The 14344-nt window shown below is 61.7% G+C and carries 10 protein-coding genes; 5 read left to right on the forward strand and 5 right to left on the reverse strand.

The window, feature by feature from the left end; translation table 11 throughout:
- Nucleotides 1-51: 51 nt before the first annotated feature.
- From ACP7B3_RS01685 to ACP7B3_RS01695, 3 genes are all read right to left on the reverse strand, one after another.
- Entirely contained in the window at nt 52-5499 is a 5448-nt protein-coding gene (locus ACP7B3_RS01685; protein WP_426177453.1) for a WGR domain-containing protein, read from the reverse strand.
- Complete coding sequence (locus ACP7B3_RS01690; protein WP_426177455.1) at nt 5487-6689, reverse strand: M48 family metalloprotease; 1203 nt, start codon at nt 6687-6689, stop codon at nt 5487-5489. The genes ACP7B3_RS01685 and ACP7B3_RS01690 overlap by 13 nt, the downstream gene beginning before the upstream one ends.
- 319 nt (nt 6690-7008) lie before the next feature.
- Entirely contained in the window at nt 7009-7551 is a 543-nt protein-coding gene (locus ACP7B3_RS01695) for a hypothetical protein (RefSeq protein ID WP_426177457.1), read from the reverse strand.
- Nucleotides 7552-7830: 279 nt separating this feature from the next.
- Here ACP7B3_RS01695 and ACP7B3_RS01700 point away from each other — a divergent pair, with 279 nt between their 5' ends.
- The 5 genes from ACP7B3_RS01700 (at nt 7831) to ACP7B3_RS01720 (ending at nt 12831) form a co-directional block, all read left to right on the forward strand.
- Nucleotides 7831-8229, forward strand: a complete 399-nt coding sequence (locus tag ACP7B3_RS01700; protein WP_426177459.1) for a cytidine deaminase — start codon at nt 7831-7833, stop codon at nt 8227-8229.
- 54 nt (nt 8230-8283) lie between these two features.
- Nucleotides 8284-9549 carry a NupC/NupG family nucleoside CNT transporter gene (locus ACP7B3_RS01705; RefSeq protein WP_262209505.1) on the forward strand — a complete coding sequence of 422 codons (1266 nt, stop codon included), beginning with the start codon at nt 8284-8286 and terminating at the stop codon, nt 9547-9549.
- Between the two features lie 10 nt (nt 9550-9559).
- A complete protein-coding gene (gene deoA / locus ACP7B3_RS01710) occupies nt 9560-10867 on the forward strand; it encodes a thymidine phosphorylase (RefSeq protein ID WP_426177461.1) in 1308 nt (435 codons plus the stop codon).
- Nucleotides 10864-12096, forward strand: a complete 1233-nt coding sequence (locus ACP7B3_RS01715) for a phosphopentomutase (RefSeq protein WP_426177463.1) — start codon at nt 10864-10866, stop codon at nt 12094-12096. The genes deoA and ACP7B3_RS01715 overlap by 4 nt, the downstream gene beginning before the upstream one ends.
- 117 nt (nt 12097-12213) lie before the next feature.
- A complete protein-coding gene (locus ACP7B3_RS01720) occupies nt 12214-12831 on the forward strand; it encodes a dTMP kinase (protein ID WP_426177465.1) in 618 nt (205 codons plus the stop codon).
- 10 nt (nt 12832-12841) lie between these two features.
- Here the strand turns inward: ACP7B3_RS01720 and phzG are convergent, their stop codons facing one another.
- Both phzG and ACP7B3_RS01730 read right to left on the reverse strand, forming a co-directional pair.
- Nucleotides 12842-13510, reverse strand: a complete 669-nt coding sequence (phzG, locus tag ACP7B3_RS01725) for a phenazine biosynthesis FMN-dependent oxidase PhzG (protein WP_416363502.1) — start codon at nt 13508-13510, stop codon at nt 12842-12844.
- Entirely contained in the window at nt 13507-14343 is an 837-nt protein-coding gene (locus tag ACP7B3_RS01730) for a PhzF family phenazine biosynthesis protein (protein WP_426177467.1), read from the reverse strand. Before ACP7B3_RS01730 ends, phzG begins: the two co-directional genes overlap by 4 nt.
- Nucleotide 14344 lies beyond the last annotated feature (1 nt).

The raw sequence follows: 14344 nt of genomic DNA on the forward strand, positions 1-14344 counted from the left end.
AAGCCCCTTCCCAGAGGGCATCTGCGCTTAAATGAGGGTTGAGGGACCGGACTATTCGCCCTCGACCTGCTCTTGATAGCCCTTGCGCAATTTCTCCGCAATCAGCTTTTGCGCTTCACGCACTGCGCGCTCAGGGCTTTCAAGTGACTTGATCAACGTCTGGCCCTTAGTGCCGATACGCCCAAAGTTCACCACAACCTCCGATTCCGTCACGCCGATCCGCCAGAACTTGTTGGAGTTACCTTCACCAAACGTGAACTCACGCAGTGGGGCGGTTGCTTCAGTGGCTGGGGGCGGTTCGACCTCAACCGTTTCCAACGTCACGGCCTGTTGCGACTCTGGCAACGCGGGCGCTTCTTCGCCACGCAGCAGCGCTTCGATGCGATTCAGCACGTCTTGCGGGTCGCGCAGCCAGTCATGGCTGAGTACGTCGATGATCTTCCAGCCGAAAGTGCGCAACACGGTCGGGCGGAAGATATAGCGCTCACGCACGTCAGCCGGCGCCCCGCTATCGCTGTCCAGCAAAACGCCGAGGCTGAAGTGTTCACCGCTGGCATCACTGATCGCCAGGTCGCAGCGAAACTGTGAACGCCCGACATATTCCTGCACCGTGTGCCCGCGTTTGCGCAAGGCGGCGGCGATAGCGCTGCGCAGGCTGTCCTTGGGCAGGCTGACGGCAAAGGATTGTTTGGCGCCGGGGTTGAGGTTGGCGAGGATGCCCTGGGAGCGCGGCGCGTCCCCGCTGGCGCTGGCTTGAGCAAACTGCAGGAACGCGCGCAGCGCGGCGGCACCGTCGTTGTGGGTATTGGTGATGGCATCTGCCTCAATGCTGGAGACGATTGCCATGCGTTTGCGCGCGCGGCTGAAGATCACATTCAGGCGTTTTTCCCCGCCGCGCTGGTTGATCGGGCCGAAGTTCATCAGCATCTTGCCGTTCGGGCCTGGCGCGTAGCAGATGCTCAGGATAATCACGTCGCGTTCATCGCCCTGGACGTTCTCCAGGTTCTTGACGAACAGACCATTGAACTGCCCGGCGTCTTCACGCACGTACTCACGCTCAAGGCGGGTGGCAAAGGCTGAGTCGCTGGCCGCCAAGTCCTCCAAGGCTTGCTCGATGGCACCTTGTTGGGCTTCGGAGAAGGCCACGATGCCAAGGCTCAGGCCGGTCTCGCGGTGCAGCAGTTCACGCACCAGGTTGGCGATGTACCGCGCTTCGGCCAGGTTACTGCGGCTGAGGTAGACGCCATCGCTCATCTTCAAGAAGCTGATCGGGCTGTCGAGCAGGGTGTCGGCGCCCTGCATCGCTGCCTGCGCGTCCTTGGAGTCCAGGGCAGCCTGGGCCGGGGCAGGGCGCTCGATACGACGGTCCGGAACGGTGATCAACCGGCCTTCATAGAACGCCGCGTTGGAGAAGCTGATCAACGCTTCATGGCGGCTGCGGTAGTGCCAGGCCAGCAGGGTCGCCGGCAAATTACGCGCGGCCTGGCTGAGCAAGCTGTCGGCGTCGAGGTTGATTGCAATCTGTTCGCCGTCTTCCATGGCGACCAGCTCGTTATCGTCCTGGTCGCCGGCGCTGGAGAAGAAGTTGGTGGGTGGCAGTTGCATCTCGTCACCCACCACAATCACCTGTTGCGCACGGCTCAAGGCCGGCACGGCTTCCTCGCTGGGAATCTGGCTGGCTTCGTCGAAAATTACCACGTCGAACAAGTCCGGGGTCAGTGGCAGGGTGTCGGACACCGACAGCGGGCTCATTAGCCAGATAGGCTTGAGGTCGTTGATCACCCGGCCGCTGTCGCCACTCGCCATTTCACGGATGGAGCGATAGCGCATGGTCTTGCCCAGCTCATGTTCCAGTTCGCGTCGGCCTTTGGCATAGGCTTTTTTGAACTCACGGGCCTGGGCGTCAAGCTGGGTCACCGACATCGCCGATTGCTTCACATGCTCCAGGAAGCGCTGATGCAGCGTGGCGCTGAGTACATGGGCGTTGTGCTTAAGCAGGCTGCTTTCAGCCTGGCTGACCTGACGAGCCGCCAGGCCCAAGGCCGGGCCGTCGAAGCGCGACAGCTGAGGGTTGGCGCGATACAGACGGGTGAGGTTTTCCTCGGCAATCAAACCATCCAGCACCGGTTGCGCCAAGGCGTGCTGCTGCACGGCCAACAGGCAAGCGGGGTCGGCTTGATGCAGCTCGTTGAGCAGCGGCAGGGTGTCGGGCAGTTCGTCGAGTTCTTCACGCAGGTCGCGCAGGTATTCGGCCAACGCGCCCAGGCTCGGCGCCGGTTCGAATACACAGTGTTGCGCAACCAATTGGGCGAGGCGCGCTACTGGCTGGCGCAGGTTAGCTTCCTGGCGCACACCGGGCAGGGCGTCCGGGTTGCCGCGCAGGCTTTCGAGCCACTGGCGCAATAACGGTGATGCACTCAGTTGCGCCAGCAGGGCTTGCAGGTTGTGCACGAACAGGTCGATGTCCTGAATGCCGTAGCGACTTTGCAGGCGCTGCTGTTCGGCTTGCAACTCGGCGGTGGCGCGGTGTTCATCGGCCAGGTTGTCGAGCACGCTGCGGTAATTTGGGCGGATGGCATGCTGACTGAAGTCGTAGCGCCGTTGTAGCTCGCCACGCAGCCGCCACCACGACGGTTGCAGCCAACGCAGCAGCGAGCCTTCCAGGCGCTGCACCAGATCCTGGGCGGCCAGGGTGTCCTGGAGGCCCAGTTTGTCGCGCCAATGGCGGGTGTTTTCGCCGGCATTGTGTTGCCGCACGGTGAGCGTCTGCAACGTTGCCTGTTCGGCATGCAGCGCCTGGGAGCCGGGTGAGCCCGGCTCCAGCAGGTCGAGGTGCGAGGTCAGGTTGGCGCTGGTCAGTTGCTCGGCCGCGTGGGTCAGCACGCACGCATCCGCCAGGGGTGTGTCACTCGAAAGCAGGCTTGAGGGTGACTCCATCAGTTGCTCGACACTGTCCATCAGCTCGCCGGCTTCATCCAGGAATGCCTTGAGCTGGCCATACGCGTGTTCGTGGCTGATGAGATTAGAGGCCAGGTGGCTGAAAGGATGGCGCGCAAAGCTGTCGAGGCCGAAGCGCTCGTTGATCGCCTCATACACGCGGCTGGTCAGCTCACTGTGGGCCTGCCAGTGACGCCAGTCGGGCAGGCGTTCAAGTACCTCGGGCGGCAGTTTTGCAGACACCGCAGGCAGTTCGATCAGGTGACGCACCAGCTCGCGCACCGAGCACGCCAAGGTTTGCGGAACCGCGGCCATGGCCTGTTCGAAGCGCTCGATCAAACTCAGCTGCTGGCTCAAGGTGGCCAGTGTGGCACTGCGTCGAGCTTGCAGTTGCGCTGATTGGGCGTCGCCGGCAATCCAGCGCTCATAACACTCGCGCAAGTTACCCACGAACGCTTTCTTGTCAGTTTGGGAGTCGTGAATCAGGCAGCACAATTCGCCCAATTCACTTTGCTGCAGGCGGTGGAATACCACGTCCAGCGCCGCGCGCTTTTCGCACACGAACAGCACCCGCAGGCCGCGACCGGCGTAGTCAGCGATCAGGTTGGTGATGGTCTGGGACTTGCCGGTGCCCGGCGGCCCTTGAATGATGAAGTTGCGCCCGGTGCGGGCCAGGCTGACGGCGGCATTTTGCGTTGCGTCGCCGGCCACCACGTTCCATTGTTCGGGCAACGGAATCGGGTCCGGGGCTTGCACTTCAACGTCTCGCGGCTCAATGGAGAACATCCGGTCAAACGCTTCGTTTTGCGCCGGTTCGTCGATCAACTGCGCGTAGTCGCGTACCAACGACATCTTGCGGTAGTTGAAGTTGGCCAGTGTTAATTGGGTCAGGTCGATATCCCAGGCGTAGCGGTGCCCCTGATTCTCGGGCAGGGCGAAGGTGCTGTTTTCAGTGCTGCTGGCGACCATTTGCGGATGCTGGTCGCGCAGCGAAGGTTTGCCGCCTACCGCCAGGCGCAGCGGCAACTGGCTTGGCAGCACTTTTTGCTGGAACAGTTGCAGGCCCAGCGGGCGGTAGTCTTCGCGGTCGTAGCTGAAATCCGGTCTTACCAACGGCATACTCGAGCGCTGACGAGCGCGACGGCGCTGGAAGTGATGCAGGTGCTGCACGGCCTTCTGGTGGATCAGTTCGATTTGCGGCTTGCTCTGCAAGCGCAGCTCGACGCCGGGCTCGGTCAGTTTGATCTGACGGGCAATATCGGCGTGAATGTCTTCCAGCGAGGTCTTTTGCAGGTCGACGGTTTCCGGCAACTGGATATCGTAAAGCTGACGCAACTGATGACGCAGTACCGGGTTGAATTCGGCCTCGGTTTCGTCGCACTGCAGCATGAACTGGTCGCGCACGCCTTTTTTACGGCTCAGCTCCACCGGCAGCCACAGCAACGGGGTGACAATGCGTTCTTCCGGGGTGTCCTTGAGGTTGTGCCAGCGCATGAAGGCGACAACAAGGCGCAGGTTGCTGAAACCGAACTCGGCGCGGTCGCGGCGGGTTTCCTGGATGAGGCGTTCCAGCGATGCCTGCAGCCAGGTCTGGTCTTCAAACCGCAGCCATTGCTGCAGGCCAACGGGTTTGCCGCTCAGTACCTGCTCGGAAAAACCACCGAAGGTAGGCTGCCAGGTACACAACGCTTCGGGGCGGATGCTTTCGATGCGCATCACCAGTGGCACGCTGGCCACGGTCAAATTGACGTTCGCCTGGGTCGGCCGAAAGTGCAGCAGGCGGTTGCGTCGCGACAGATCGAACAGCCGGTTGCGCAGATGCTCAAGCACCACGGTGCGCCGCGAAGCCGGGCCTTCAGCCTCGGCCAGCACACGCTCGACATCCAGGCTCGCCGGCTGTTCGCGCCAGGACTCCAGGCGCTTGGCCAGCGAGCCGACATCGGTGGCGCGCTCATGGCGGTTAAGCTCAGTCATCTCGACGATTACATTGGCCAGCACCGGGTTGAGCCGGCCATTGAGCTGGAACAGGTTGCGCCGGTGCCGGGCAAACGTCTTGAGGTCGTTGATATCGGCAAAATCCAACCCGCAAGCCAGGCATGCCAGCAACTGGCCGAGTTGGAAAATATCGGTGATTTCGTCGTGATGCCCAAGCTGATGTTCCCAACTGCGCAAGTCCGTCAGGAACACCGGGTGGTCGATGGCCTGGTGCGGATCTTCCTGGACTTGCAGGTCGGTAATTGCCACACCGGTTTGCGAATCGCGGGTCAGGCGGACCTTGCCGACGATATTCAGCGCCGACTCAGGGTTAGGCTGCACCTGCTTGATCGCCTCCAGCGCCAGGCGCGGCGGCACGCCCTCGGGGTTGCGCAGTTGCAGGGTACGCTCTGGCCCTTGCAGTACATCGAGGTAACTGAGCTGGGCAACACGCCCCAATTCATGCAGTTGCGCCACCTGACGCAGCAGCGGCAGCGCCAGGAACAAGACATCGTCGATAGGCACGGCGGCGCCGTCGTGGCTCGCCAGTAATTGCGTGAACGTGACGGGTTGGGTTATTGGGTCCATGTGTCGACCTCCGCTTTTAGTGCGCGAACGATCGGGTCGAGCTCACGTTTGGGTAATTTGATATCGCGTTTGAGCACGTTGATAAAGTCGTCGGCGCTGCCGAGCTTCTTCGCCGTGCGCGCGGCATGCAGCAAGGCTTCATCACGCAGGTCACGGTCGACCAGGCTCAGGTCGAGCATGACGAAGTGCAGGTATTCATGGATGCTCGCGTCGATACGCTCGGCATTCAGCGTGGCCAGGTCCAGCGGCGTCTGCGTGGTCTTCCAGTCGGGGAAGAAACCCCGTACCTGATTGAGTACCGCCTCGGACTGCAACACCGCTGCGCTGATAAAGGTGGCTATAAAGCCACGGGTGAGGGCGGTCAGCTCGACCTGGTCGGTCACGTCCAGGCGCGTCAGCGACAACGGCCCACGCAGCCGGCGGTGCAGCCAGGCGTCGGTTTCCGGGACTTGCCGCCACCAACTGTCTACCGCTTGGGAACGCAGGAAAGTCTCCGGGTGCGAGACGCCCTGGGATAGTTGCGCATCCTTGCCATCCAGCTCGCGCGCCTGTTGCAAGTAGCTCGCGGCATCGACGCTGACAATCCCGGTGTGAATCTTTACCAGCGAGGTGATGGACGCTTCGGGTCCGCCGGCCACCAGGGCCGCGCCGCGGTCGGCGTAGATTTCGGTGTGCAGGCTATATAAACGTGCGGTCTGTTCCAGGCTGGGCGGCGTATACACATCGGCCATCGCGTGGTTGAGAATGCGCTCGGCAGTGAGGTAGTCGCCGTCGTGCTCCGACCATAAACGGTAATGGGCCAGCTCGTGCCCCAGCAATGCCAGCAACTCCTGGGCGTCGAGCCGTTCAAGGATCGGCCCGTAAAACACCACATGCACCTCACCGGCAAGGTAATACAGGCTCGCATTCATCGCGCCGTCGCCCGCCTGGTAGAGCGTGGCGGGCGCCTGGATCTGCAAGCTTCGCAATGCTGCCTCACAGGCCTGGTAAGCCTGCGGGTGAGTCTCGGGGCTCAGGCGGTAGGTGTCGCGCAGCAATTGCGCGCGTACATCCTGGGCATGTTCCTGCTGCACGCCCAGGGACGAGGCCCAGCTCCACACGGCGGGCTCACTGGTTTTCAGGTAGTCGACCACCTGCTGGTGATAAGGCAGTGGCGTGAGGCTGCTGATGTCCAGCGCGGGGGTACTCATCGTTCAAACGTCCTTGAGGATACGGCTCCATAAGCTGCGCCTGGGCAGCAGAGGCTTGGGCTGGCATCCCGGTGTCAGTGATCGGCAATAAACGCGGAGCATACCTAGTGGTTGGGAAAATTACTTGTGAAAGTACACAGCCCTCGTGTTTGGCAATCAGGTTATTTAGCGCGCATGGATTGCGTAACCTGGTTGCCGAACACTCTCGCGTCCAACGCCTTTAAAACGCCTTTCAGCGTTTTCATTGCCCGAACCCTTGCTAAAGAACCTCCAAGCCCAACCCCAAGTCATCCGCGCCACAAAACACCCACGTTCGCGCTTACGGAACGAGGTCGTCGTCGAAGTCTTCACGTTCGATGGTTGTGTATGCTTGCGCGCGAATGCCGCCTTCGGAATAGGTGCAGAGTCGAGTTGTCGCCTTCTTTCCCTGCGGCCGCACGACTATTCCCTCGCTCATGTCTGGGTCGTTGGGTTCCCCTGGAGTAAAGTTTGTGCGCACCATGCGGTCGAAAACGGCGTAGGTTACCCCGTGATTGATGAAGCGCAGATGTGCTTCGCCACCACCTGAGTAGCCGGTAGAACTGAACCAGAAATGACCATTGGGTGGACTCAGCTTCTCGGGATAGCTCAACTCAATGTTGCTAGGCGTACCAAATCGGTATTGCACATAGCCTGTTGTCGCCGAGAAATCCTGCGACGCGCACACCGAGATCATCTTCCGGCCGGAGTCGCATCCGAACAATAGCGTTTCTTGCGCCTTACACAGATAGCGCTGTTCCGAAGCCCCTGCGAACGCGTCGAGCGCTATAGCCCCCATCGTCAGGATGCAAACGCCCTTTAGTATCGTGACTTGAATTCCCATGATGGCTCCCAAATTTTTCACTCTAAAACTTATCAGTATTCAGGCTGTGCTATCGGAAAACAAAGGGCTTTAGCCTTAGATCTTGGCGAGCCAACAGCGCTACAACACCTGTCTACCTCATAGACGCTTGCACGTGAGGCAGCCAAGGATTTCGGCGCCTACCTTTGTTCGCGAGCATAAAAAAGATTGAATATTCACATCAATTGTTATTTAAATAACACCACAATAGCGTCACGACCGCCCTGGACGTGCTCGCAATAAGATGGGATGACCCTGTGCATGACAATTGAAGAGCGTTTGATGGAACAGGCAAAGCGTGCCGCCCAGAGCACGTACTCGCCTTATTCCCATTTCCCCGTGGGCGCGGCATTGCTGACCGCCGACGGTGAGGTGGTACAGGGTTGCAACGTGGAGAATATTTCCTACGGGCTGACCAGCTGTGCCGAGCGCAGCGCGTTGTTCAGCGCCATCAGCCAGGGCCATGCCCCGCGCAGTTTCAAAGCCATGGCTGTTTATGCACCCAACGTTTCACTGATAAGCCCTTGCGGTGCCTGCCGCCAGGTGATGCTGGAGTTGATGGCCAAGGATGCAGTGGTGATTTGTCAGGGCAGTGACCCGGCCGCCACGCGCACCTGGACCCTGGAGCAATTGCTGCCTGGCGCCTTCGACGCTTTCTAATCCTGGGCAGGCCTTCGGGTCTGCATCCGCGTGGTCCATTGTTGAGACGCCTGCATGATCAGTCTTGTCGGAATAGCGACCCTTATTCTCATTGCTATTGCTTTATCTCATCAACGACGCTCGATCAACTGGCGCACCGTTTCGGTCGCGTTTTTGATCCAGGTCTTGATTGGCGCCTTTGCGCTTTACGTGCCGTGGGGCCAGACGGCGCTCGCCTCGCTGTCAGGCGCGGTGGCATCGCTGCAGCTTTACGCTAACAAAGGCATCGAGTTTCTGTTCGGCGGCCTGAGTTCACCGCACATGTTTGAAGTGTTCGGCAGTGGCGGGTTTGTGTTCGCCATCCGGGTTTTGCCGATGATCGTGTTCTTCGGCAGCTTTATCTCTGTGCTGTATTACATCGGTGTGATGGGCTGGATCATTCGGCTGGTGGGCGGCACCTTGCGCCTGTTGCTGGGCACCAGTCGTATCGAGTCAATGGTGGTGACCTCGGCGATTTTCATCGGCCAGTCGGAAGTGCCGCTGGTGGTACGGCCCTTCATCGCCAAGCTGACGCGCTCTGAGTTGTTTGCGGTGATGGTTGGTGGTTTCGCCGCAGTGGCCGGCTCGGTGCTGCTGGGCTATGCCGGGCTGGGCGTGGAGCTCAAGTACCTGATCGCGGCGTGCTTCATGTCGGCGCCGGGTGCCTTGCTGATGGCCAAACTCATGGAGCCGGAAACCGAAGCCGCCTGCACCGAACAGGTGATCGAGGAGCTGGGCCAGGCCGAGAATCGCCCCACCAATATCATCGACGCCGCCGCCGATGGCGCCCAGGTTGGCTTGCGCCTGGCCTTGGCGGTGGGTGCCATGCTGCTGGCGTTTATCGCGTTGATTGCGCTGCTCAACGGGCTACTGGGCTGGGCGGGCAACTGGTTTGGCTACCCGCAATTGACCTTGCAACTGGTTCTCGGGTACGTGCTGGCGCCCATCGCGTTTCTGCTCGGGGTGCCGTGGCATGAGGCGGTCATGGCCGGCGGTTTTATCGGCGAAAAACTGGTGCTCAACGAGTTTGTTGCCTACGCCGACCTGGCTAACTACCTGACCCCGGCCAAGGCTGCCGAAGCCGGCGTGCCGCTGCTGTCGGTGCACACCCAGGTGATCGTGACCTTCGCCCTGTGCGGCTTCGCCAATCTGTCTTCGATAGCCATTCAGCTGGGCGGCCTTACGGGTATCGCCCCACAACGCCGTGAGGAACTCGCGCGGCTGGGCTTGCGGGCCATGATCGGCGGCACGCTTTCCAACCTGATGAGCGCGGCGATTGTCGGCTTTTTCATTTCGCTGTAAGGAGCACAGTATGTGGTTGCCACAAGAAGTGATTCGGCGCAAACGCGACGGGCACGCCCTGGCTGCGATGGACATTCAACGCTTTGTCGCCGGCATTGCCGACGCCAGCCTCAGCGATGGGCAGGTGGCGGCGTTCGCCATGGCGGTGTTCATCAAGGGCATGGACGTGAGCGAACGCCTGGCCTTGACCGAGGCGATGCGCGACTCCGGCCAAGTGCTGAAGTGGGACCTGCCAGGGCCGGTCGTGGACAAGCATTCCACCGGCGGCGTCGGCGACATGATCAGCTTGCTGCTCGCGCCGTTACTGGCGGCCTGCGGTTGTTACGTGCCGATGATTTCCGGGCGCGGGCTGGGGCATACCGGCGGCACCCTGGACAAGCTCGAGAGCATTCCCGGCTACGACTGCCAACCCAGCCCCGAACGCCTGCACGCGGTGGTGGCCGACGTCGGTTGCGCGATCATCGGCCAGACTGCCAACCTGGCGCCGGCGGACAAGCGCTTGTATGTGATCCGCGACGTGACCGGGTCGGTGGAGTCAATTGACCTGATCACCGCGTCGATCCTCGGCAAAAAACTCGCCGCCGGCCTCGACGTACTGATCATGGATGTGAAAACCGGCAACGGTGCCTTCATGGCCGAGCCGCAACAGGCGCGCGAGCTGGCCGCCAGCATCGTTGCGGTGGCCAATGGTGCCGGGGTCAACACCCGCGCGCTGATCACCGACATGAACCAACCGCTGGCCCGCAGTGCCGGCAACGCCCTGGAGGTTGGCGAAGCAGTCGCTTTGCTCAAGGGCGAGGTGCGCAGTGAGCGCCTGTGGGCGGTGACCTTGGCGCTGACCACCCAAGCATTGACGATGGCCGGTTTGGCGCGGGATGACGCCCAGGCCCGTGATCAATTACTCCAGGCCTGGCAGAGTGGGGCAGCCTTGCAGCGCTTCGAGCAAATGGTCGTCGCTCTGGGCGGCCCGCCGGGCTTTACGGCAGACCCTGAAGCGTATTTACCCAAGGCCGCCGTGTCGGTGCCGGTGTGGGCCGAGGAAGAGGGCTGCGTTACCGACATCGACACCCGGGCGGTGGGCTTGGCGGTGGTGGCATTGGGCGGCGGACGCAGTCATCCCGACGACGTGCTGGATTTGTCCGTGGGTTTCAGCGAGTTGGCCTTTGTGGGTGAACAGGTGAACGCGCAACGGCCTCTGGGCTGGGTGCACGCACGCAACCCAGAGCAGGCCGAGCAGGGCGCATCCGCTTTGCGCGCAGCCTATCGATTAGGCGGTTCAAGCCTGGCCGCACGTGATTTGATCCAGGACATCCTATGAGCAAAGCCATCGTATTGGTGCTGGACTCGTTGGGCATCGGCGCCAGTGCCGACGCTGCTGTTTTTGGCGATGCCGGCGCCGACACCTTGCGCCATATCGCCGAGGCGTGTGCCCGTGGTGAGGCCGGTGGGCCACTGCGCCGGGGGCCTCTGTGGCTGCCAAATCTGGGTCGTCTGGGCCTGGGCGCCGCTGCGGCAGCCAGCGGTGACGGACCGTTGCCGGGCCACTGGGGCGACGCTGCACCGGTCGGCGCCTACGGCCATGCGCGCGAACAATCCTCAGGCAAGGACACACCGTCCGGGCATTGGGAAATGATGGGCGTGCCGGTGTTGTTCGACTGGGGGTATTTCGAGCGGCCGGTCGAGTCCTTTCCGCCCAAGTTGCTGGCCGACCTGATTGAGCGGGCAGGGTTGTCGGGTGTCCTGGGCAACTGCCATGCCTCGGGCACTACGGTGCTGGACGACTTGGGCGAAGCACACATCCGCAGCCAGCAGCCGATTTGCTACACCTCGGCCGACAGCGTGATGCAGATCGCCGCCCATGAAAGCCATTTCGGGCTCGATGAGCTGTACCGGGTGTGTGAAATCGCGCGCGATTTGTGTGATGAATACACGGTCGGCAGGGTCATTGCCCGGCCGTTCACCGGCGAGCACGCGGGCGAGTTTCGCCGCACCGGCAATCGCCGCGACTACACCGTGCCACCGCCGTCGCCGACGCTGCTGGATCATCTGTGCGAAGCCGGCGGCAGCGTGCATGCGGTGGGCAAGATCGGCGATATCTTCGCGCACCGCGGCATCAGCCGGTTGTACAAGGCCGACGGCAACGACGCGCTCTTCGATGCCACGCTCAAGGCCTACCAGCAAGCGCCAGACAACAGCCTGGTGTTCGCCAATTTCGTCGACTTCGACATGCTTTACGGGCACCGCCGCGACCTGGCCGGCTACGCTGCCGCGCTGGAAGCCTTCGACCGCAGGCTGCCGGAATTATTGGCGTTGATGGACCCGCAGACGTTGCTGATCATCAGCGCCGACCACGGTTGCGACCCATCGCGTCCGGGCAGCGATCATACCCGTGAGCATGTGCCGGTCCTGGCTTACGGGGCAGGCATGGCGGCCGGCTGGCTGGGCGAGCGTGGCAGCTTTGCCGATATCGGCCAGACACTGGCCACGCATTTGGGCGTGGCGCCGTTGGCATGGGGAAGTTCTTTTCTGCTCAGGGAGCATCATTGATCGACGCCTTCAGTAATGTCTGTTCCTATGGGCGCTGCACTCGATTCGCATCGTCGCGCCAGGCGACTCCAGCGAAGAGCAACGCCCAATGAACCGCTACCAATCATGATGTGAAGTATGAGTCGTCCACTCTTTGTTTCTCTCGATGGGCCCAAGGGAACGGGCAAAACCACGCTTTTGGAGGCCGTGACCCAAGTGCTGAGGGCAGACAAGCAAAAGGTGATCCGGCTCAGCGAGCAAAAAAGCGATCCCCATAGGGCTGAAACAATGGCCCTCGTTAACACTCTCGTCAGAAACCCCAGCCGGGAGTTGGAGTTGAAGGTGTGCGAGCGCTTTGCTGATAGCCGTGCCTGGATTTCCCGGCACGTACTGGCCAAACAGCCAGCCGGTAGCATCATCTTGATTGATCGCTGGTACCCTTCTGATGCAGCGTTTCGCCGGATCGTCGGGTTTGCAGACATCCTGCAGTTAAACATTGATCGAAACGTGCAAGTGCCCGACCTGCATGTCGGCGTGGTCACCGCCCCTGATATTTCATGGGCCAGAGCAGCCGAACGACGGCGCGGGCTGAGCAGTACTGTGATGCATAAGCTGGAAGAACATGTCGCGTGTACTCAGGCGTTCGAGCGCGCGATTAGCGATCACGGCTGGGTTTTATGCCGCAATGAAACAACGATCGAGGACGCCACGGCGCAGGTGGTTTCAGAGATCTACAGCGTCCTTCGATGTCCATAGTTTTGTGCAGTCAGGGCTGCAAACGCCGCACCCTCCAGCCCGTATCGCTGCGGTCATAGCGCAACCGCTCATGCAGCCGCTCTTGCCCATTCCCCCAGAACTCCAGCGATTCAAGGCGCAACTCAAACACACAATAGCCCTCGGGACGCGGCAGTGGACCTTGACCTTCGGCCAGTTCGCGAGCGGCGTTGCGCATGGCCTGAACATCCTGCAGTTCTTCGCTCTGGCGAGACACCGACGACATCGGATGCGTGGCATACGGGCGCTTGAGCCACGCCTCATCCGCCTTGGCGTCCGGCAAGCGCACGGCCTGGCCATTGAGGATGATCTGCTGACTGGTTTCGCGCCAATACAGCACGCCCGACGCCCACGGGTTTTGGCTCAGCTCACGGCCTTTCTGGCTGCCGGCATGGGTGCTGAACAACAGCCCCGTGTCGCTGATCTCACTGATCACCACGATGCGCGTCGAGGGCCGGCCCTGGCCGTCGGCGGTGGCCAGCGCCAACGCCCTGGGTTCGCGGATGCCCACGCGCCGTGCACGCTCCAGCCAGTTGCGCAGCACGCTCATGGGGTCGGCGGGCAGTGTCTGGTACTCGGGGAACGGTGCATCCAGTGTGCCGGTGAGCGATTCGGACATGCCTTTACCCAGCAGCGGCTTGCCTTGTACTGAAAGGTTCATAGCACGATGGTCCCCCGCCCGAAGGTGACGCCATTACCGGAGACTTCGACGCGCGTCAGTTGATCGGCGCGGCCCTCAGCCCTGGCGAACATCAGTGAAGGGCGGCCGATTTCCACGCCCTGCAAAATCTCCACCTGCTGGCCGAACTCGATCTGACCATGGCGCGCCAGATGAATCGCCAACGGCCCGGCAGCCGAGCCGGTGGCTGCATCCTCGAGCACGCCGTAGGCCGGTGAGAACATGCGGCTGCGCCAGCGCCGCCCGGCGCCGGCGAAACAGTTGATCGCCATGTCGTGGAAGTTCGACAGCGCACGGTGGTCAGGGTGCAGGGCCGACAAGGCGGCGATGCTCGGCAGGCCGACAAACACATGGCGTGGGCCGTTGTGATAGATCTCGATGGGAAAGGTCGAATCGCTGATGCCCAGGGCCTTGAGCAATTCGGCATCGCGGCCCAGGGCCGCCCAGGTCGGTATCGGCTGGTCCATGCTGGCGGCGATCACGCTGCCGTTCTGGCGTTCCAGTTCAAAGGCGATGGTGCCCATCTGGGTTTCCAGGTACAGCCGGTGATTGTCGGTGTGCGCCCCCAGCGCGATGGCCGTCCCCAGCAACGGGTGGCCGGCAAAGGGCAGTTCGTTGACCGGGGTGAAAATCCGGATCAGCGCATCACCGCCGTTGCGTGGCTTGAGCACGAAGGTGGTTTCCGACAGGTTCATCTCGCGGGCGATGCGTTGCATTTGCGGCGCCGGCAAATCATCGGCATCGAAGAACACCGCAACCGGGTTGCCTTCCAGCGGGACGCTGGCGAAGGCGTCGATGATCACGTAGTTGTGCATG

The organism is Pseudomonas sp. TWRC1-2, assembly GCF_049896685.1.
In the GTDB taxonomy this organism is placed as follows: domain Bacteria; phylum Pseudomonadota; class Gammaproteobacteria; order Pseudomonadales; family Pseudomonadaceae; genus Aquipseudomonas.